The organism is Sinomonas sp. B1-1, from assembly GCF_050474465.1.
GTDB classification, from domain to species: Bacteria; Actinomycetota; Actinomycetes; order Actinomycetales; family Micrococcaceae; genus Sinomonas; species Sinomonas flava.
Genome location: NZ_JBCHVF010000007.1, coordinates 75283 through 94198, shown reverse-complemented (window position 1 = coordinate 94198; position 18916 = coordinate 75283). Strand labels below are relative to the sequence as shown.

The following is an 18916-nucleotide window of genomic DNA, read 5'->3' as shown; positions in this document are numbered from 1 at the left end:
CGCGCACTACTCCGGGCGGTTCGCGGAGCCGGCATCGTGCCGGAAGGGGGTCTCGACGCCGTCGTAGGCGAGGTGGAAGACCATCCCCTCGCGGGCGTGCTGCAGGTTGTGGCAGTGGTCCATCCAGATGCCGGGGTTGTCCGCAGTGAGGAGGACGGTCCAGATCTGGCCGGGCCGGACGTCGAGGCTGTCCATCCGCAGGTCCGCGGCGACTGCGCGGCCGTCGATGCTCAGCACGCGCACGTGGTGGCCGTGCGGATGCATCGGGTGGACCTCGCTGCTGCGGTTGACGACTGTGACCTGGACGCGCTCGCCCTCGCGGACCACCAGGGGCGGGATGTTCGGATACACCGCGCCGTCCACCGTGAACGCGAACCGGGGGACGCCGTCGACGAAGCGCAGGAGCCGGTCCACCGTGTAGGCCACGGTGCGGTCCGGTGCGGGTGCGGGCTGTGCCGCGGGCGCCCCGTACCCGGCCAGGTCGATCTCAGGCCCCTGGACGAACCGGGGCACGGAGGCGGGAGCCGGCGTCCCGTCCGGTGCGAGCACGAGGGCGCCGCCGCGTGATCCCTCCACGGCCATCTGGACCGGGTGCTCGGGCATGGTGAGCACGACGTCGTAGCGGCCTCCCGCTGCGAGCGGCAGGACCGTCTGGGCCAGCTCCGCGCCGCCGGGGAGTTCGCCGCCGTCGACTGCCGCGAGCCGGAAGGCGGCTCCCGCGACGCTGAAGCGCTGGGTGAGCTGGTCCGTGTTGATGAGCCGGACGCGCACCTGGCGGCCTGCAGCGACGGTCTCCGTCCACACGCCGGCATGGCCGCCGAACAGGGTGGCCCCGCCGATGGTGTGCACAGGAACGGCGAGGTCGGCGACGGAGGGGTCGCGCCCGTCGGCAGGGTCGACGACGAGGCTGCCGTAGAGGCCGAGCGGCTCGTTCGCGGCCGCGTTCTGGTGCGTGTGGTACCAGTAGGTGCCGGTCTGCACGGCCGGGAACTCGTAGGTGAACGACTGGCCCGGCATCACGGCGTCCTGCGTCACGCCCGGTACACCGTCCATGGCGTTGGGGACGTCGTAGCCGTGCCAGTGGAGCGTCACGCCGTCGGGGACGCTGTCGTTGACCAGGGTGACCCGGACCGTGTCGCCTTCGGTTGCGCGCAGTGCGGGGCCGGGGAGGGAGCCGAACGTGAGGGCGTCGACGGTCTGGCCGCTGTCGAGGGTGACCCGCTCGCTCCTGGCGTGGAGCGTGTAGTCGCGCACTGGCCCCTGCGGCGCCCCCGCGCGGAGTGTGTCGACGCCGCGCGGGGTTGCATCCGTGGATGTGGTGGTGGAGGCAAGGGTCGAGTGATGGGACCCGGCATGGAAGGCCGACGGCGCGGCCGCGCGGCTGTCCATCCACGCCACCGCGAGCGACCCGGCGATGAGGGCCACGCCGAGGACGCCCGCGGCCTTGATGGCGCGATGCCGCCAGCCTCGTGCGAAGCCCGTGGCCGCGGCGGCCGCGCCCAGGAGTGCGACCGCCGCCAGAACGGCGGCCGGAAGCCAGCCGGCCGGCGTCCCGAGTGTCACGACGGCGAGGAACCCTGCCGTCGTCAGGGTCGCCGCCAAGGCCAGGGCAGGGAGCTTCAGCTGCGGGGCCCACCGGGGGATCAGCGGCGGAAGCACGACGGCGGCGAGGCCGGTCAGGCAGCCCGGTGCGGTGAGCGCCGTCGCGCCAAGGAGGCGGTCGCCCACGAGCGCCGGGACGGCGGCCAGCAGGAGCCCGACACGCACCGACCCGAGGGACATCCCGAGAGCGGCGGCACCGGCCGAGGCCCAGGCGGGGAGCCAGCCCGGCGCCGTCGGGCTGCGTCTGAGCACCGCCGCGGCCAGCGCCCCGATCCACGCCGCCGCGCAGGCGGCCGCGAGGATGAGGTCGATGCCGAGGACGGCCGATCCGGCCATGGGATGCCTCCTGGTGCCGCCGGTCAGGCGGCGGCTGTCTCGGCGGGCGTGGCGGCCGGCCGAGGCGTGGCTCCCGTCTTGTCGAGACGGCGGGCCCGCAGCAGCAGCCAGTAGCAGCAGAAGATGATCAGCAGGCCCGTGACCGCGTGGGTCGCGACGGCCCACGCGCCGGCGATGGTGGGGTTGTCCGGGCCGGCGCCGGTGAGCAGGCCGCCGACGATGAAGACCAGCAGCTGGACCCAGGTGAGTGCGAAGATCCCGACGGTGAGCCAGATGGTGTTCTTGCCCGCCTTCGCGAGCGCGGCGCACAGGATCGCCACGAGTGCCAGGAGGCGCAGGACGACTTGCCCGTTGAACGCGTGGTAGTCGAAGGACTCGTGATTTGGGATGAGGTCCAAGGCGAAGGTGCCGAACGCGGCGAGGTAGAGCTGGGCAATGGTGTCGAGGAAGAGCAGGGCGGCGACAACGAGGAATGCCTTGCGCATGGGAGGCTCCAGGGGAGAGTGCGAGTGTCCGGTATGGGCCGTCGGCCGAGGCCTCGCGCTCCGGCCAGAGCGCTCATGACGAGGCCTCAGAACATTCCCAGCACCTTCAGGGTAGGCCTGCGGGTGCACGTTGTAAAGATGGTTTAGCTAATCGATTGAAGAAATGCGCTCGGCATGGCGGAGGCCCCGCTGCGGACAGCGGGGCCTCCTGGAGATCGAGACCTTCACGCTCAAGGCGCTATCACTGCGGAATCGTCACATTGCCGTCGTGCGAACCGTAGTTCCTCGGGCTGAACGTGGCTCCGCCGAGGCCGCACAGGTCGGCCTCGGTGACACCCTTCGCCGCCAGGGCCGAAGGCACGTCACTGATGGACGTCTTCTGATCCGGGCTGAAGGTGACACTGCTCCCGTAGAGCGAGTTGTCTGCGTTCTTGCAGACGAACGCGATGATCGTGAACTGCCGCGGATCGGTGAACGTCAGCGGCACGGTGGCCCCCGAGCCCACGGTCACGGCCTGCGGGGCCGCTGTCGTGTAGCCAGAAGGAGTCGTCGTCTCGACCACCCAGTACGCGCCCGGCACAACGTTCGTGAACGAGCAGTCGCCACTCGCGTTCGTCGTGCATGTCGCCCCGGTCGAGGTGTCCTCGGCGCCCGGAGCGGCGCCTCCGACGGGAGCGGCATCCGTGTAGAGAGTGAATACCGCGCCGGCCAGCGCTGCTGCGGGGCTCGAGTCATCCTGCTTGTGAACGTTGATCGTTCCGCGCTGACGGTTGGTGAACGTGCACGTCACGTTCTCGCCGGGCTGCAGGTTGAACGTCGCGGATGCGGTCGCGGTGTTCACGGTGCTCGCACCGCTGGTGTCAGTCTGGTCAGTGCAGGAGATGCCGGTCAGGTCCCACCCGCTCTTGGCGGTTTCGGACCATGTGTAGGTTCCCGGCGACAGGTTGGCCCTGGTGACCGGCGTGCCGCCATTCGTCGTCGAGCCCGAGTCGCTGTTGGGTCCGGTGAAGCTGAACGAGGTGGTCGTGTCGGTGGCTGGGTCAGTGACCTTGGCGATGTTCAACGTGGCCTGTGCAGTGTTCGTGTACGTGCACGTCACGTCGCCCTGGCCGACGAGGTTGACCGTAGCCTTAGTCCCGCTGTAGCTGAACGAGCTGACGGGCTTGTTGGCCGCGTTGGTGCAGGCGAGACTCGTGAACGTCCAACCGGTCGGGAGTGATGTCTCATCAAAGGTGTATGTGCCGTTGAAGAGGTTGGTGAACGACGTGCTCGCGGTGTTGTTCGTCGTCGTGAGGCTGAAGGTCGACGAGTTCGGAGCGGGCAGGCCGGTCGCGGTGTACCCGAACGTGCCGTTGGCGCCGACCGTGTTCTTCACGATCGTGATCTTGCCGCACTTGTTGAAGTTCACGGCGATTGGGGCAACGAAGTCCTTCAACGCGGACGTGAACGAATCGGACGAGCGGCTCTTGAGGTAAGCCTGGCCGATGCTCGTGCACGTGCCTGATGGAATGATTCCCGAGTCAGTGAGGTTGATCGCAGCTTCGCCGAAGGTGAACGGGTCAAGGCTCCTCGGTGCTCCCGGATTGATTGGATCGACAACTACTCCGGTAGTCGGATTGTCGGTCGGGTTGTTGACCGCAGCCTCGACGATCGTGCTTCCCTGAAGCGTCTGCTTGGACCCCCAGCATGGGTAGCTGTTGTTCTGCTCACAGGCGCCTTGGGATGCTGCAGTGCGCCAGATCGAGTACGAGATCGTCGGATGAGTACCGCCCTTCGACAGGTCGTACTGGATGAGGTAGTCGCCCGCAGTCCGCACAGGGGTCACGTTGTTGGTCGACTTCTGGGTCGATTGGTTGAGCTCGAAGTCCATATTGGTCGTGCCCGACGGGGCCTGGACGCGCTCCCACGCGAGATAGGCGTAGTCCTTGCCGTTCGCCTCAGTGACGATCTTCGCGTAGAAGCGTGTGAGGTCGCTCTTGTTCGGGGGGATGGATCCGGAGTCGATGACGGGCACCGCAGTGTCCTCGCTCGTTCCTTGCGTGAAGGAGTCATCAGCCGAGCCGCTGGCCTTGTCGAGGCCGCAGTAGGTGATCCCGGGCGGGTCGGTACAGCTGACGCCGGCGTTGGCCCAGTCTCCGGCCGGATCGGCGACCAAATTGCCGTCTGCGGCATTGATGGTCCCGCCGCCTAGCGTTGCCTGCGCTGATGTCGCGCCTGCCATGACCAGAGCTGCCACGGCCACGGCTGCACCCCACCGGGTGCGGTGAATGAGTTTCATGGGGGATGTGCTTTCGCGGTTGTCTTCACGAGAAGCAGTTCGGCCCCAGCCACCGTCCGTAGGACCGCCGAAGCGGTACGTCCCAGCCATCGGCCATCATACTCACCTGTGACGCAGCTCACAATGAGCTGGGAAAACGCCTGTTATGCAATCTCTCCGGCGTCGAGGATCCGGTAGGCGTACCCCTGCTCGGCGAGGAAGCGCTGCCGCTTCGCGGCGAAGTCTGCATCGAGGGTATCCCGTGCGACGAGCGCGTAGAACCGGGCGCCGCGGCCGTCAGCCTTGGGCCTCAGAAGCCGCCCGAGCCGCTGCGCTTCCTCCTGCCGCGACCCGAACGAGCCCGACACCTGGATCGCCACCGACGCCTCAGGCAGGTCGATGGAGAAGTTGGCCACCTTCGACACCACCAGCCGCCGCTCCTCGCCCGCCCGGAACGCGTCGAAAAGCCTCTGCCGCTCCTTGACACTGGTCGCCCCGGTGATCACGGGCGCGCCGATGCGCTCGCCGATCTCCGCCAGCTGGTCCAGGAACTGCCCGATCACGAGCAGCTGCTCGCCCTCGTGCTTGGCCACGAGCCGCTCGACGACGTCCGTCTTCGACTCGCTGGCTGCGCAGAGCCGGTACTTGTCCGCCTCCTCCGCCATCGCGTACGCCATGCGCTCGTCGCGCGGCAGGTCCACCCGCACCTCGACGCAGTCCGCCGGCGCGATGTACCCCTGGGCCTCGATGTCCTTCCACGGCGCGTCGTACCTCTTCGGGCCGATGAGGGAGAACACCTCGCCCTCGCGCCCGTCCTCGCGCACGAGCGTGGCCGTGAGGCCCAGGCGCCGCCGGGCCTGGAGGTCCGCCGTCATCCGGAAGATGGGCGCGGGGAGCAGGTGCACCTCGTCATAGACGATGAGGCCCCAGTCGTTCGCGTCCAGCAGCTCGAGGTGCGGGTAGAGGCCGCCGCGCTTGGCGGTGAGCACCTGGTAGGTCGCGATCGTGACCGGCCTGACCTCCTTCACCGCGCCCGAGTACTCGCCGATCTCGTCCTCGGTCAGCGTCGTGCGCTTGAGGAGCTCGTCCCGCCACTGCCGCGCCGAGACGGTGTTGGTCACCAGGATGAGCGTGGTCGTCGAGGACTGTGCCATCGCGGCCGCCCCCACGAGGGTCTTCCCGGCACCGCACGGAAGCACGACGACGCCGCTGCCGCCCGCCCAGAAGTTCTCAGCAGCCACCCGCTGGTACGGCCTGAGGGACCACCCGCCGCCCGCACGCGCGGACGACGCCGGCGACCCGCCGCCGTCGTGCGTCCCACCGGCGGCGTCGGTGCCGGGGGCGGCCGGCACGGTCTCGGTGAGCGCGATGGGATGCGGGGTCCCGTCCACGTACCCGGCCCGGTCCTCGGCCGGCCATCCGAGCTTGAGCAGCGCCTGCTTGAGCGCGCCGCGCTGGGAGGAGTGCACCACGGTGGTCTGGGGGTCGATCCGCGGGCCCAGCATGGGGGCGATCTTCTTGGCGCGGTGGACCTCCTCGAGCACGGGGAAGTCATCCGAGCGGAGCACGAGCCCGTGCACCGGGTCCTTCTCGAGCCGCAGCCGCCCGTAGCGCGACATCGTCTCCTCGACGTCGATGAGGAGGGCGTGCGGGACGGGGTAGCGCGAGAAGCGCAGGAGCGTGTCGAGGACCTGCTCGGCGTCGAGGCCCGCCGCGCGCGCGTTCCAGAGCCCCAGCGGCGTCAGCCGGTAGGTATGCACGTGCTCGGGCGCGCGCTCGAGCTCCGCGAACGCCGCGATCTCGTGGCGCGCCTCGGTGGCCTGCGGGTGGTCGACCTCGAGGAGGATCGTCTTGTCGCTCTGGACGATGAGCGGTCCGTCGCCCATGCGGGCCTCCTTCCGGCGATCGCGGCGGCGGCCCGGCGCCCGCGGCCGGTCAGGCCAGCTCGACGTCGATGATCCGGTGCACGCTCAGCACGCGTTCGGTCTCTCGTTCTGGGTCGAAGACGCGCACGCGGCCAGCAGAGATCGACACTGGCCGGAGCTCCTCGACGCTCGAATTGCCGAGCGCGTCGACGATGTTCAAGCGTACCGCCCGCTTGAGCCGGATCGCTTTCTGGAGCGTCTCGATGCCCATCAGCGGAGCTGCCTCGTCCCCGTTGAGGCCGACCGGGGACTGCGTGCGCAGGATCGCGAGCTGGGCCTCCACGGTTTCGCTGTCCGGCTGCTTCGGACGCGGCGCGGGCGTGGGGAGCGGGCTCACCGCGGTCCGGCGCCGCAGCCGGACCACCGGGTCCAGCGACGCGTCGACGGCGGGGGAGAGCCCCAGCTCGCGGAGCACCGCGGCGACCTCGCTCGGTGAGGCGTTGCTCACGACGACGGTCGGGGCGATCTGCGTCAGGCCTAGCGGGCGCGCAGCCGGGTCGGCGAGGAGGCCCGCGAGGGCTGCCTCGTCGTCACTGGCGATGAAGCTGCCCGCACGGCCGACGCGGATCCGCCCGTGGCGCGCTGCCGTGTCGTCCACGAGGTAGGCGAGGGGCTGGGGGACCGGGGTCGACGAGTGCTCGGCGAGGAAGGCGTGGATCGACGCCGCGTCCTCGCCCGCGTCGAGGGCCCGGCGCAGGCTCGCAGCAGAGAAGCGGTAGATCGTCGCGGGACCGCGTCCCTCGGGCACCGCCAGCAGCGCGAGGCGCCGCGCGAGGACGGGGTCGAGGTAGCCGGGCGCCACGGCGGTGAGGTCCGCCTGCAGCAGGACCTTGTCCACCCCGGCGGGCAGGAACTCCTGGAGGCACTCGCGTGCTGCGTCGAAGTCGTCCCGGAGCACGGCCTCGCCCACGGACGTGAGCGCTCCAGAGCCGGTGAAGCCTAGGAGCGCCGCCTCGCCCAGGACCATCTCGAGCAGGCCGCGCAGCCTGCGCCCCAGCCGCGGCTGGAGCCAGTCGATCCGCTGTCGCAGGGCCTCCGGCCCGGCCACCGTGCACCGGCCCCTGGCCTGCGCTGTGCCGCGCGCACCGGACTCGGCCGCGATCTGCGCCATGACCTCGAGCACGCGGCGCCGCACGACTGGGGCGTCCGGGCGCTGGCCCTCCCCGGAGAGCGGGGAGAGCTGGTCGCTGCCCTCGGCGGACATCGCGAGGGAGGGCACCCGGTGCGTGTCGAGCCAGACGGTCGCAAGGATGAGCCACTGCTCGGGCCGCGGCAGCGCGAGCCACGCCTCCGCGCCCGTGGCACGCCACGTCGAGGTGTCCGGATCGAGGCTGAGCACGCCGGCCTCCGAGGCGAGCTCGAGGGCGAACACTGCGGGGTCCGGATCAGTGCGCAGCGCCGTTGCCAGCCGCCGCAGCTCCCGCGTGCCGACACCGCCGGCGCGGAGTGTCTCGATGGGGCGCTCGGAGGCCTCGACCGCGAGCGCGCTCACCGTCCGCAGGACGTCTCCGATGGCCCCGAGGGCGGCGTTGCGGCGGAGCGCCTCGGTCGTGGTCGCGGTCTCCACGGGAGGCGGCGTGAGCGAGAGCCCGGGGACGATCCTGCCCCCGCGCAGCGCGAGGCCTACCGGGCGCGGAAGCTCCACGTGCTCGTCGTCGAGCGGGACCAGGAGGCCGCGGGAGAGGAGCCAGTCCACCGGGTTGTCGGTCCGGCGGCCGGGGCGGATACGGGCAAGCGCGTGAGGCACCGCGCCCACCGGCCAGTTCTCGAACTTCGCCAGGACCTCGGCGGTCCGCGGCGGAGCGCCCTCGAGGGCCTCCGGAAGCCCCGCCCACCGCTCGAGGGCGTACGCGGCCGCGATGTGGTGTTCCACAGGCTGCTGCTGGACGGCCCCGGGGATTGCGTTCACGATCGCGGCGGCCCGGTCCGAGAACAGGGCCGACGCCGTGGTCAGGTCCGTGTAGGAGCGGCCGAGCCCGGCCGGGTAGCTTCCGAGCACCTCACGGATCCTGGCGACGGGCAGGTAGTAGCGGCGCCGGCTCCCGGAGGCCGAGTGGATGGTGTCCGGGGGGTCCGCGCGATAGATGAGGGCGAGCTGGGAGAGGGCGGCCAGGACGGACTCGAGCGTCCCCAGCGTCGCGTTGCCCACGGCGTGGCGGAGCTCGACGGCGCTGCCGCTGCGGCCTTCGTCCTCGTTGGTGGTCAGCACGAGCGCCTCGAGCACCTGAAGCTCGGGCTTGGACAGCGCTTCGAGGGCGCGCTGCAGGCTGACCCTCGCGCAGGCCCGCGCGGCGAGCGCTGCGAAGTCCGGCACCCCGGGCATGATGAGGTCCGGCCGTGCCGCGAACAGGTGCCTCAGGGAATCGTTGCCCCGTGCGGAGAGCTCTTCGGCGAGCGCGCGGATCGAGGACATCTCAGCGCCGCTTCCTCTCGAGGACCGTCCAGACGACGGCCGCGGCCATGATCAGGAAGGCGACCGGCAGCCCGTACAGGGCGACCGACGCGACCCAGGCCGGCGCCGCGCTCCCGGACGCCGCCAGGCCGAGGGTCACCGCCCAGGCTCCCAGTGAGACGACCGCGAGGACTCCGCCGACCACGGTGAGGAGACGCAGCCGTCCGCGCACGTCGTCGTGCATTCCCGGGCCCGCCCCTGCCGGTCTGTCGGCGGGTCCCCCGTCCGAGTGAGAAGGCACCATGGCCTAAACCTAACAGTGAGTTGCCCGGCCGACGGGCAAGGGGCCTACTTTGCGCGCGTGAGCCAGTAACCTAGGAGCAGTACAGCAAGCGCCCGTGACGGGCCAGGGCAGGCCTCTGCGCCCGCCGACCCGCCGTGCCACGGCGGCGCTTTCCTTCGAGTCCTCATAGATGGGGGTTGTGGCAGTGCCCACTGGCAAGGTCAAGTTCTTCGACAAGGCGAAAGGCTTCGGCTTCATCGCCGGCGACGACGGTCAGGAGGTCTTCCTGCCGGGGTCCGCCGTGCCCGCCGACGCCGAGATCAAGACCGGGACGCGGCTCGAGTACGGCATCGCCGACGGCCGCCGCGGCCCGCAGGCGCTGTCCGTGAGGGTCCTCGAGAAGCTGCCGTCCGTCGCGCGGGCCAAGCGCATGCCGGCCCGTGAACTCGCCCCGATCGTCCAGGACCTGGTCAGCGTCCTGGACAACCTCTCCGGCCAGCTGTCCAAGGGCACGTACCCGGACAAGGGTGCCTCCATCGCCGCCGTGCTCCGCCGGGTCGCGGACCAGCTCGAAGCGTAGACATGGCCGACGCGAGGAGAACCGCCCCGAAGGGCCTGCCGACCACCGCCGATGGCATCCCGATCTGGCGGATCGGCAAGCCGGATGCCTTCCTGGCCGCCGCCGTGGGTGAGGCGCGCGCGGCCCTCGCCGACGTGGCCCGTCCCGAGGACATCGGGGATCACGTCGCGGCCAAGAGCGAGGGCGAGCGCGTGGTCACCCACCTGTTCGAATCGCTGCTGCCGGGCTACCGCGGCTGGCAGTGGTTCGTGACGGTCGCGCGCACCTCCCGCTCCAAGGTGGTCACGGTGAGCGAGGTCGGCCTGGTCCCGTCCAAGGACTCCGTCCTCGCTCCCGAGTGGGTGCCGTGGGCGGACCGCGTGCGTCCGGAGGACCGTGCCCGCGCCGAGGCGGAGGCCGCGGGGGCTGCCCCGGCTCCGAAGGAGCACGACGGCGGCGGCTCGCCCCAGACCGAGGGCTCGCCTGCCGCGGCCGGACCGGAGGGCGGCTCCGAGGAGGCCGCGCCTGACACCGAGGACTGAGCGGCCCCTACCCCGACGGACGGCGGGCCTCCACCTGCGAAGGTGGAGGCCCGCCGTCGTGCGTCGGACGGTGCTCAGCCCTGGAGCTGGCCCACGACCCAGTCGATGGACTGGGTGAGCTTGGTGACGTCGTCCGGCTCGATCGCCACGAACGTGGCGATGCGCAGCTGGTTGCGGCCGAGCTTGCGGTACGGCTCGGTGTCCACGATCCCGTTGGCGCGGAGGACCTTGGCGACCTGCGCGGCGTCGACCGAGTCGTCGAAGTCGACGGTCGCGATGACGTTCGAGCGCTCCTCGGGGTCGGCCACGAACGGCGTGGCGAAGGCGGAGGCGTCGGCCCAGGAGTAGACGCGGCCCGCGGAGTCAGCAGTGCGCTTGGCGGCCCAGTCGAGGCCGCCCTGGCCGTTGAGCCACTCGACCTGGGCGTTCAGGCCCACGAGGGTCGTGAGGCTGGGCGTGTTGTACGTCTGGTTCAGCTTCGAGTTGTCGATCGCCGTCTTGAGGTCCAGGAAGTCCGGGATCCACCGGCCGGAGGCCTTGACCTCCTCCGCGCGCTCGAGCGCGGCGGGAGAGAACAGCGCGAGCCAGAGCCCGCCGTCGGACGCGAAGTTCTTCTGCGGGGCGAAGTAGTACACGTCGCTCTCGGAGACGTCGACGGCGAGGCCGCCCGCGGCGCTCGTGGCGTCGATGACGACGAGCGAGCCGGCATCGGCGCCCTCGACCCGCTTCACGGGGGCGGCGACGCCGGTGGAGGTCTCGTTCTGCGGCCACGCGTAGACGTCGACGCCGGCCTCGGCCTTCGGGGAGGGGCGCGTCCCCGGCTCCGAGGTGATGATCGAGGAGCGCTCGAGGAACGGCGCCTTGTCCGTGGCCTTGGCGAACTTCGAGCCGAACTCACCGAAGGAGAGGTGCTGGGCCTTGGAGCGGACGAGGCCGAAGGAGGCGACGTCCCAGAACGCAGTTGAACCGCCGACGCCGAGGACCACCTCGTAGCCCTCGGGCGCCGAGAAGAACTCCTTGAGGCCCTCGCGGACGCTGCCGACGAGGTTCTTGACGGGCGCCTGCCGGTGGGAGGTGCCGAGCAGCTTCTCACCCGCCGCCGCGATCGCGTCGACCTGCTCTCGGCGCACCTTGGATGGACCTGCTCCGAAGCGTCCATCGGAAGGGAGGAGCTCGGCGGGGATCTGAAGCTGGCTGGATTCGGCCACGGTGAAGCCTCCTTGTGGGTCAGGGTGGAGGCGGAGGCCGTGCCCTTCGCCCCGGGTCAAGTCTGCCGCACCGGCATTGGTGTCGCGAACCATTGCGCCCGGGAGTCCCGTCTAATCTGAGCGGTTCAAAATAAGCTAGAATTGCGGCAGCGACGCCGTCCGCACCGCCCCACCGCCCGAGGAGCTCGAAGCACCGCATGTCCGACCTCATCGACACCACCGAGATGTACCTGCGCACCATCCTCGAACTCGAGGAGGAGGGCATCACCCCACTGCGCGCGCGCATCGCCGAGCGGCTCCGCCACTCCGGCCCCACCGTCTCCCAGACCGTGGCACGCATGGAGCGGGACGGCCTCGTGGTCGTCTCAGGGGACCGGCACCTGCAGCTGACCCTCGACGGCCGCAGGCGGGCGGTCGAGGTCATGCGCAAGCACCGCCTCGCGGAGCGCCTCCTCTCCGACGTGATCGGGCTGGACTGGCCCTACGTCCATGACGAGGCGTGCCGCTGGGAGCACGTCATGAGCGAGCGCGTCGAGCGCCGGCTGTACGAGCTGCTCGGACGGCCCACGGAGTCGCCCTACGGGAACCCCATTCCCGGCCTCGAGGCCCTCGGCGGCACCCCCTCCGAGGGGTTCGCCGACGGCGTCGTCACGCTCGTGGAGGCGATGGACACCTATGCCCCGGGTTCCCGGGTCGTGGTGAGCCGGCTCGCCGAGCCGATCCAGGTGGACCCGGAGCTGCTGGCACAGCTCGATGAGGGCGGCATCCGTCCGGGCGCCAAGGTCGCCCTCGAGCGGGTGGGGGACTACATCTCGGTGCGCGTGGCAATGGTCGACGGCGCGCTGGAGCTGCCGGTCGAGGTTGCGGCGCACGTCTTCGTCTCGGTGGCATAGCTGGCCCGCGAGCCGCGTAGTTACCGGGGAGTCGCACAAGGCCTCACACAAGAGGACAAAACCTCTACTCGGTGGAGTAACCCGCCAGACGCCAATTTGGCGTGAGCTTCCTCTCACTAAAGGTCACGAAAGCGTTACATCGGGTTTGAGTTCCTCTATGCTGGAGGACAAGCGCCGGGACTTCGGCGTGATCCCAGCCGCACGCCGAGCTCTGCCAGCGGACCGGGATGCAGCAATCCAAGGCAGAGGCGGGGGAACCACCAGCGGCGGCCGAGGCCGCCTTGGGGTGAAGCCCGCAGCACGCTCGGGACACTGGCACGCAGGATCCATCCGTGGATACCCGTGTGCCCAGACCCGCGCGGCTGGGCCGAGTCCGGACTCTCTGGCTCGAACCCGACAGCTAACTTCGCAGGCGCTTGACGAGAGAGGGAATTCGCTTGAGCCAGCAAGCTGTCCGCGGTCGACGTCGCGCCCAGTCGCCGTCGTTCGCCGATGTCGACCATGCCGCGGGCCTCCGCCCCCGAGACGCCAGCAGGCGCGGCCGCCGCGCCGCCGAGCGCCAGAGCCCCGTCCGCCAGCTCGCCGAGATCGCCTCGGTCGCCGGGGTCGGGCAGAAGGCCGGGGTGGCACTCGCCGCGACGGGCCTTGTCCTGACCGTGACGGTCCCCACCGCCACCGGTGCCATCGAGGCCGGCGCCGCCTCGAAGGCCTCCCAGGTCGTCGACACGGCCGTCCTGCCCGAGGTCACGGCGCCCGAGGACGCGTCCGTCGCCTTCAGCCGGGCCTCCGTGGGCAGTGCACTCAACCCGGACGGCCAGCTCCAGCAGATGCTCACGGCCGAGTCTGCCAAGGGTGTCACGCCGGCCCAGGCCCAGCACTCCCTCGGCGCCCCCCTCGACTCCATGGAGAAGACCTCTCCGTTCGGCTACCGCGTGAGCCCCATCAGCGGGTGGGCCGGCGAGTTCCACCGCGGGCAGGACTTCGCCGCCCAGTGCGGGACCTCCGTCAAGGCGGCCGCCGGCGGAACCGTGACCTTCGCCGGATGGCACCCCTACGGCGGCGGGAACCGGGTCGTGATCGACCACGGCAACGGGCTCGAGACCACCTACAACCACCTCTCCTCGTTCTCGGTCTCGGTGGGCCAGAAGGTGGACCGCGGGGCGCTCATCGCCCTCAGCGGCACGACCGGTGCCTCCACCGGCTGCCACCTCCACTTCGAGGTCATGGTCAACGGCGACGTCGTCGACCCCAACGGCTGGCTCTGAGCCGCGTTAGCGGCCCTCTCCAGCCCTCCAGGGCGCGTGCTTTCGGGCGCGCGCCCTTCGTCGTGTCCTTTTCGTGATCCTCGATAAACACACCGTGATCCGAATGTGACATATGGTCCGGTGTCCTGTAGGGTCGTTCCTGTTCCAGCTCCTACCAAGTTGGAACATTCGGAGAGAATGCCTAGCTCTGCCACTCTCCGAAGCCGTTCGCACACACCGCTTGGCAGAGGCGGGGGAACCACTTCTGGTCCTCCTCAGGGAGGGCCTTGGGGTTAAGCAGCCCGGCGCGAGCCGGGAGGCCGGATACTTCCAATCCGAACCCGACAGCTCACCTCGTAGGCACTGGGAGAGGCTACTTCTGTGTCGTCACGCACCATGACTGCGCGCCATCGCGCCGTACCGGTCCGCACCCGTCCGCTCGAAGCTGTCGCGCAGGCAGTGTCCGACAATGCAGGCACCATCGGCCGCCAGGCGGCCGTCATCGCCGCGGCGTCCGGGCTGATCATCAGCGCCGGGCTCCCCGCGCAGGCTGCAGAAGCCCAGCGCGAGGCTTCCGCCCTCTCCGACGTGGCCAGCACTGCTGTGCCGAGCGTCGTCGCGTCCACCGATGCCCAGGTCTCCTTCGAGCGCCCCGCCGTTGAGTCGGTCGCCGCGCCCGTCGTCGAGCCCGTCAAGACCCAGTCCACCGCTCCGGCCGCGCAGACGCAGACCGCTACCGCGCAGGCCGCGGTCGCGACGAAGTCGTCGCCCGCTGTGGACGCCACCGTGAACGCCGCCGGCTCGAGCCTCGCGGCGATCGCCTACACGGGCATCGGCCACCCCTACGTCTGGGGCGGCACCACTCCTGCTGGCTGGGACTGCTCGGGTTTCACCCAGTGGGTCTACGCCCAGGCAGGCATCAGCATCCCGCGTGTCCAGGCATGGAGCATCATGCGCCAGACCGCCACTCCGGCCCCCGGTGACCTCGTGGTCCAGAACGGCGGCGCCCATGTTGGCATCTACGTCGGCAACGGGATGATGATCAGCGCGCTCAACCCCTCGCAGGGCACGCTGCTCCACGCCGTGGCCGCGACCGGCTCGTCCGTCTTCTACACCCTCAGCTGAGAACCATCCACTTCCGGGCGCGGCGGTGACCCCCGCTGCGGCGCCTTCCGAGGGCCGTCCCCCTGCGGCCTGAGGGACACGAGAGAGAGAACTCACCCGTATGACCACCCGTGCAGGAATCGGGCGCCACCGCGCCGACAACACCTCCTCCCTTGCCATCATCGCCAAGGCTGTCACCGAGAACGCCGGCGGTGTCGGCCGCCAGGCCGCCGTCATCGCGGCTGCCAGCGGCCTCGTCCTGACCAGCGGCGTCGCCGCCAACGCTGCTGAGGTCTCGTCCCAGCGCGAGGCGTCGGCCCCGGTTGCCCTCGAGGTCGAGAGCGCCGTCCAGGCGCCGATCTCGGCCGAGACGACGGCCGCCGTCACCTTCGAGCGTCCCGCCGTCGAGTCCGTTGCCGCCCCGGTCGTCGAGAAGCCGGCCCCGGCCCCCGTCGCCCAGGCCGCCCCGCAGGCCCAGGCTCCGGCTCCCGCCAAGGTGCAGGCCGCCGCCAGCACCGCTGTGCAGGCTCCCGCCCCGGCCCCCGCCGCCGCGAGCGGCCAGGGTGCCGCCATCGCCGCCGCCGCGTACGCCCAGCTGGGTGTCGCCCAGGACTGCACGATGCTCGTGACCAACTCGCTGGCCGCCGTCGGCATCCACTACCACGGCTGGCCGGCCGGCTACCTCTCCCTCGGCCGCACGGTCAGCGCCGCCGAGGCCCAGCCCGGCGACCTCGCCTACTACGCCAACGGCGGCATGGGCCTGGCCCACATCGCCGTGTACGTCGGCAACGGCATGGCCGTCCACGGCGGGTGGAACGGCGGCACCACCGCGCTGTTCAGCGTGAACGTGGGCTCCGGCCCGGTCTTCATCCGCGTCGGCGGCTGATCCACACGACACCGCCCTCCCGGGCACTGCGAACGGCCCCGGGAACGCGCGCCTCAGGCGCCCCATACCGCGAGGAATGGGGCGCCTGAGGGTTTTAATCCGCGCCGGTCAGAACATGACGCGCGCGTGAACTTCGGCCGACGGTTGGGGCGCCGCATCCCGCCTGTTCGTTTAATCACTCAACCGTTCAGTACTCTTGGAGAGTCGATCCAGCCCGGCTACGCACAGGGCAGCCGGCCCTGTGCCCCTGACCGGGTGCGGCCGTGAAGAGGAACGCGCATGCGCACACTCGTTCTGAATGCTGGTTATGAACCGCTCGCGGTGGTCACGTTCCGCCGCGCCCTCGTGCTGGTGCTCGCCGGGAAGGCGAGCGTCGTGGCGGAAGACGGCGATCCAGTCGTCGGACCGCGCGAAGTGCTGGGGCGCCCGTCCGTGATCCTGCTGAACCGGTACATCAGGCCCCGCCGGACCTACACGACCGCCGTCAGCAGACGCGGAGTGCTCCGAAGGGACGCGCATGCCTGCGCGTACTGCGGCAAGTCAGCCCACACCGTCGACCACGTGCTCCCGCGCTCGCGCGGCGGAGCGGACTCGTGGGAGAACCTCGTGGCCTGCTGCCTGCGGTGCAACAACGTCAAGGGCGACCACACGCCCGCGGAGATGGGGTGGAAGCTGCGCTTCAGCCCCTCTCCGCCGGTGGGCGTGGTCTGGCAGATCAAGGAACTCGAGAAGCCGGCAGCCCAGTGGAGCCCGTTCCTCGTCCCGGAGTCGGCGGCCTGAGCCAGGAAGCCCCTCCGCCGTTCGACGCCGTCGTCCTCGCCGGCGGCCGCGCCACGCGCCTCGGCGGCTTCCCCAAGCCGCTCCTGGTGTTCGAAGGTGCCAGTCTCCTCGAGCGCGCCCTCGCGGCGGTCGCCGGCGCCCGGCAGACCGTCGTCGTGGGCCCCGGCCCGGGCGCCGACGGCGCGCCGCCGGCCGTGCGCTACGTCCTCGAGGAGCCGCGCTTCGGCGGCCCACTAGCCGCGCTCGGTGCGGGTGTCGAGGAGCTGGGGCGAGGCTCGCCGGACGGGGCGCCGTGGGTGGTCGTGCTCGCGGTCGACGTCCCCCGGTCCGCCGATGCGGTGCCCCTCCTCCTCGACGCCGCGGTGGGCTTCGCCCGGGCGGCGGCCGCTGCCGAGGGCGGGCGGGGGCCGGACGCGATCGTCGCGGAGGACGACGCCGGGCGCCTCCAGCCGCTCCTGGCCGCCTACCGCCGTGGGCCCCTCACGCGTGTGCTCGCGGGACTCGACTGCGAGGGCGGGCTCACCGACCGGCCGATGCGGGACCTCGTTGCTAGGCTGGACCTGCTGCCCCTGCGCCTCCCAGCAGGCCTCTCCGACGATGTCGACACGTGGGACGCCGCGGAGCGCTGGGGCATCGGACGCCCGGATGCCCCGGGCGGGACGGCACGGCAGGAGGACCTGTGATGACTGAGCCCTCGACAGCGGGCGGGCAGGAGGGCGGCCGCCAGGACGGTGCCCCGGACCAGGACGCCGTGCTGCGGACCTGGTGCGCCGAGCTCGCGCAGGCGCTGGGGCTCGAGATCGACGTCGACATCGATGCCGTGCTCGGACTGGCCGGGGTCGCGGCGCATTCGGTCGTCCGCCCGGCCGCGCCTCTGACCACGTACCTCGTGGGCTACGCGGCGGGCCTCGCCGCCACCAGCGCCGATGCCGAGCTGGGCCCGGAGGCCGAGACCCCCGGTGAGATCGCACTGCGGCTGGCCAAGGCACACGGGACGGCCGGGACCGAGGGATGACGCCCGGCCCGCAAGCGGCCGATCCCCACCACGCGCTCCAGCACTCCTGGGCCGAGGCCCGGGCAGCCGCGGCCGCGGCGGCAGGCCCGCTCCCGCCGTCGTCAGCCCCCCTCGCACGGGCCTCGGGCCGCACCCTCGCCGGGGACCTGGTGGCGCTGCGCGACATGCCGCACTACGCCTCGTCCGCGATGGACGGGTGGGCCGTGTCCGGCACCGGCCCGTGGATCCTGGCCGAGCCGGGCGAGCCGCTGCACGCGCACCAGGCGAGCACCATCGTGACCGGCGGCGCGCTCCCGCCCGGTGCGCGCGCCGTCCTCCGCCGCGAGCACGGTGAAGTGGCCCCGGATGACGACGGCCTCCCGCACCTCCGTCTCGGCCCCGCCGCGCCGCCCGGCTCGCCGACCGGCGGCGCGGACATCCGGCCCGCGGGGGAGGAAGCCCGCGAGGGCGAGGTGCTCCTCCGCTCCGGCACAGATCTCGGCCCGGCGCAGGTCGCGCTCGCCGCGCTCGCCGGCTACGATGAGGTCCCCGTCACGGGCCGTCCCCTGGTCAAGCTCGTGCGCACCGGCGGCGAGGTCACCGAGGCGGGCCTGCCCGGCCCGGGCCGTGTGCGGGACGTTTTCAGCTATCTCATCCCACCCCTTGTCGAGGCCTACGGCGGGATCCTCGCCGCCCACGAGAAGATCGGCGACGGCGCTGACGAGTGGGCGGCGGCGATGGCCGACACGCCCTCCGCCAGCGGCGCGCCCAGTGGGCACGACGGCGACGCCCCGCCGGCCGACGTCGTGATCACCACGGGCGGCACCGGGCTCGGCGGCTCGGACTACTTCCGTGCCACGGTCGCCGAGCTCGGCGGCCGGCTCCTCATCGACGGCGTGGCTATGCGTCCGGGGCACCCCACGGTCCTCGCCGAGCTCCCCGACGGCCGCTTCTTCCTTGGCCTGCCGGGCAACCCGCTGGCCGCCGTCGTCGGGCTCGTGACGGTCGGTGAGCCGCTGTTCGCCGCGCTGTGCGGGCGGGAGCCGCTCGCCGCCGTCGAGCTTCCCTCGGGGGAGGCGTTCGAGGCGGAGCTCAAGCGCACCCGGGTGCTCCCGTTCCGCCGGATGTACGGCATGGCCTCTCCGGCCACCGGCATCGGCTCGGGCATGCTGCGCGGGCTCGCGCGCGCGGACGGCTTCATGGTCGTGCCTCCGCACGGGCTCGAGCTCGCGGAGCCGGTGGCATGCCTGCCCCTGCCGTGGGGCCGGCCCCTCGACACGCCGGCCAAGCCCGCGGCTGCGAAGGGCAGACGGCGCTCCGCGGCGTCGAAGGAGCCCGTCGACTGGAGCGGCCTGGACGCCTGAGCGTGCCGCTGCCCGCATCGTGGGCTGCGATTCGCCTTCTCCTGTGGCGTACAGCACGATGG

At 71.4% G+C, this 18916-nt stretch carries 17 protein-coding genes and 2 riboswitches; of the genes, 10 read left to right on the top strand and 7 right to left on the bottom strand.

Going from position 1 to position 18916, the window contains the following annotated elements; genetic code table 11:
• Positions 1-6: 6 nt before the first annotated feature.
• The 6 genes from ACQ5BE_RS11705 to ACQ5BE_RS11680 all read right to left on the bottom strand — a co-directional run bounded on the left by ACQ5BE_RS11705 (position 7) and on the right by ACQ5BE_RS11680 (position 9301).
• Positions 7-1938, bottom strand: a complete 1932-nt coding sequence (locus tag ACQ5BE_RS11705; RefSeq protein ID WP_430297183.1) for a multicopper oxidase family protein — start codon at positions 1936-1938, stop codon at positions 7-9.
• A 23-nt stretch (positions 1939-1961) separates the two neighbouring features.
• Positions 1962-2423: a DUF6220 domain-containing protein gene (locus ACQ5BE_RS11700; protein WP_208711708.1), complete on the bottom strand. Its 462-nt coding sequence runs from the start codon at positions 2421-2423 to the stop codon at positions 1962-1964.
• Between the two features lie 241 nt (positions 2424-2664).
• Positions 2665-4791, bottom strand: coding sequence for a prealbumin-like fold domain-containing protein (locus tag ACQ5BE_RS11695; RefSeq protein ID WP_430297182.1), 2127 nt, complete (start codon positions 4789-4791; stop codon positions 2665-2667).
• A 53-nt stretch (positions 4792-4844) separates the two neighbouring features.
• Entirely contained in the window at positions 4845-6566 is a 1722-nt protein-coding gene (locus ACQ5BE_RS11690) for a DNA repair helicase XPB (RefSeq protein ID WP_430297181.1), read from the bottom strand.
• A 49-nt stretch (positions 6567-6615) separates the two neighbouring features.
• The gene (locus ACQ5BE_RS11685) at positions 6616-9018 is read right to left on the bottom strand and encodes a helicase-associated domain-containing protein (RefSeq protein ID WP_430297180.1); all 2403 of its coding nucleotides are present in this window, start codon (positions 9016-9018) and stop codon (positions 6616-6618) included.
• Position 9019: 1 nt separating this feature from the next.
• Positions 9020-9301: a hypothetical protein gene (locus ACQ5BE_RS11680; protein WP_430297179.1), complete on the bottom strand. Its 282-nt coding sequence runs from the start codon at positions 9299-9301 to the stop codon at positions 9020-9022.
• 184 nt (positions 9302-9485) lie between these two features.
• Between ACQ5BE_RS11680 and ACQ5BE_RS11675 the strand changes: the two genes are divergently transcribed.
• Complete coding sequence (locus ACQ5BE_RS11675) at positions 9486-9860, top strand: cold-shock protein (RefSeq protein WP_413250939.1); 375 nt, start codon at positions 9486-9488, stop codon at positions 9858-9860.
• Positions 9861-9862: 2 nt separating this feature from the next.
• Positions 9863-10381 carry a DUF3027 domain-containing protein gene (locus ACQ5BE_RS11670; protein WP_430297178.1) on the top strand — a complete coding sequence of 173 codons (519 nt, stop codon included), beginning with the start codon at positions 9863-9865 and terminating at the stop codon, positions 10379-10381.
• A 74-nt stretch (positions 10382-10455) separates the two neighbouring features.
• Here the strand turns inward: ACQ5BE_RS11670 and serC are convergent, their stop codons facing one another.
• A complete protein-coding gene (gene serC / locus ACQ5BE_RS11665) occupies positions 10456-11589 on the bottom strand; it encodes a phosphoserine transaminase (protein WP_430297177.1) in 1134 nt (377 codons plus the stop codon).
• A 197-nt stretch (positions 11590-11786) separates the two neighbouring features.
• Between serC and ACQ5BE_RS11660 the strand changes: the two genes are divergently transcribed.
• The 8 genes from ACQ5BE_RS11660 to ACQ5BE_RS11625 all read left to right on the top strand — a co-directional run bounded on the left by ACQ5BE_RS11660 (position 11787) and on the right by ACQ5BE_RS11625 (position 18854).
• Positions 11787-12482: a metal-dependent transcriptional regulator gene (locus tag ACQ5BE_RS11660; RefSeq protein ID WP_413250025.1), complete on the top strand. Its 696-nt coding sequence runs from the start codon at positions 11787-11789 to the stop codon at positions 12480-12482.
• A gap of 218 nt (positions 12483-12700) precedes the next feature.
• Positions 12701-12913, top strand: a riboswitch (cyclic di-AMP (ydaO/yuaA leader).
• A gap of 6 nt (positions 12914-12919) precedes the next feature.
• Positions 12920-13747 carry a M23 family metallopeptidase gene (locus tag ACQ5BE_RS11655; RefSeq protein WP_430297176.1) on the top strand — a complete coding sequence of 276 codons (828 nt, stop codon included), beginning with the start codon at positions 12920-12922 and terminating at the stop codon, positions 13745-13747.
• Between the two features lie 191 nt (positions 13748-13938).
• Positions 13939-14103, top strand: a riboswitch (cyclic di-AMP (ydaO/yuaA leader).
• Between the two features lie 19 nt (positions 14104-14122).
• Positions 14123-14851 (top strand): C40 family peptidase, encoded by a 729-nt coding sequence (locus tag ACQ5BE_RS11650; RefSeq protein WP_430297175.1) that lies wholly within the window; start codon positions 14123-14125, stop codon positions 14849-14851.
• A gap of 100 nt (positions 14852-14951) precedes the next feature.
• Complete coding sequence (locus tag ACQ5BE_RS11645) at positions 14952-15716, top strand: NlpC/P60 family protein (protein WP_430297174.1); 765 nt, start codon at positions 14952-14954, stop codon at positions 15714-15716.
• Positions 15717-15995: 279 nt separating this feature from the next.
• Positions 15996-16496: an HNH endonuclease gene (locus ACQ5BE_RS11640; RefSeq protein ID WP_208711718.1), complete on the top strand. Its 501-nt coding sequence runs from the start codon at positions 15996-15998 to the stop codon at positions 16494-16496.
• A complete protein-coding gene (gene mobA / locus ACQ5BE_RS11635) occupies positions 16460-17179 on the top strand; it encodes a molybdenum cofactor guanylyltransferase (RefSeq protein WP_430297173.1) in 720 nt (239 codons plus the stop codon). Before ACQ5BE_RS11640 ends, mobA begins: the two co-directional genes overlap by 37 nt.
• Positions 17179-17511: a DUF6457 domain-containing protein gene (locus tag ACQ5BE_RS11630; protein WP_430297172.1), complete on the top strand. Its 333-nt coding sequence runs from the start codon at positions 17179-17181 to the stop codon at positions 17509-17511. The genes mobA and ACQ5BE_RS11630 overlap by 1 nt, the downstream gene beginning before the upstream one ends.
• Positions 17508-18854, top strand: coding sequence for a molybdopterin molybdotransferase MoeA (locus ACQ5BE_RS11625; protein WP_430297171.1), 1347 nt, complete (start codon positions 17508-17510; stop codon positions 18852-18854). The genes ACQ5BE_RS11630 and ACQ5BE_RS11625 overlap by 4 nt, the downstream gene beginning before the upstream one ends.
• The last annotated feature ends 62 nt before the right edge of the window (positions 18855-18916 follow it).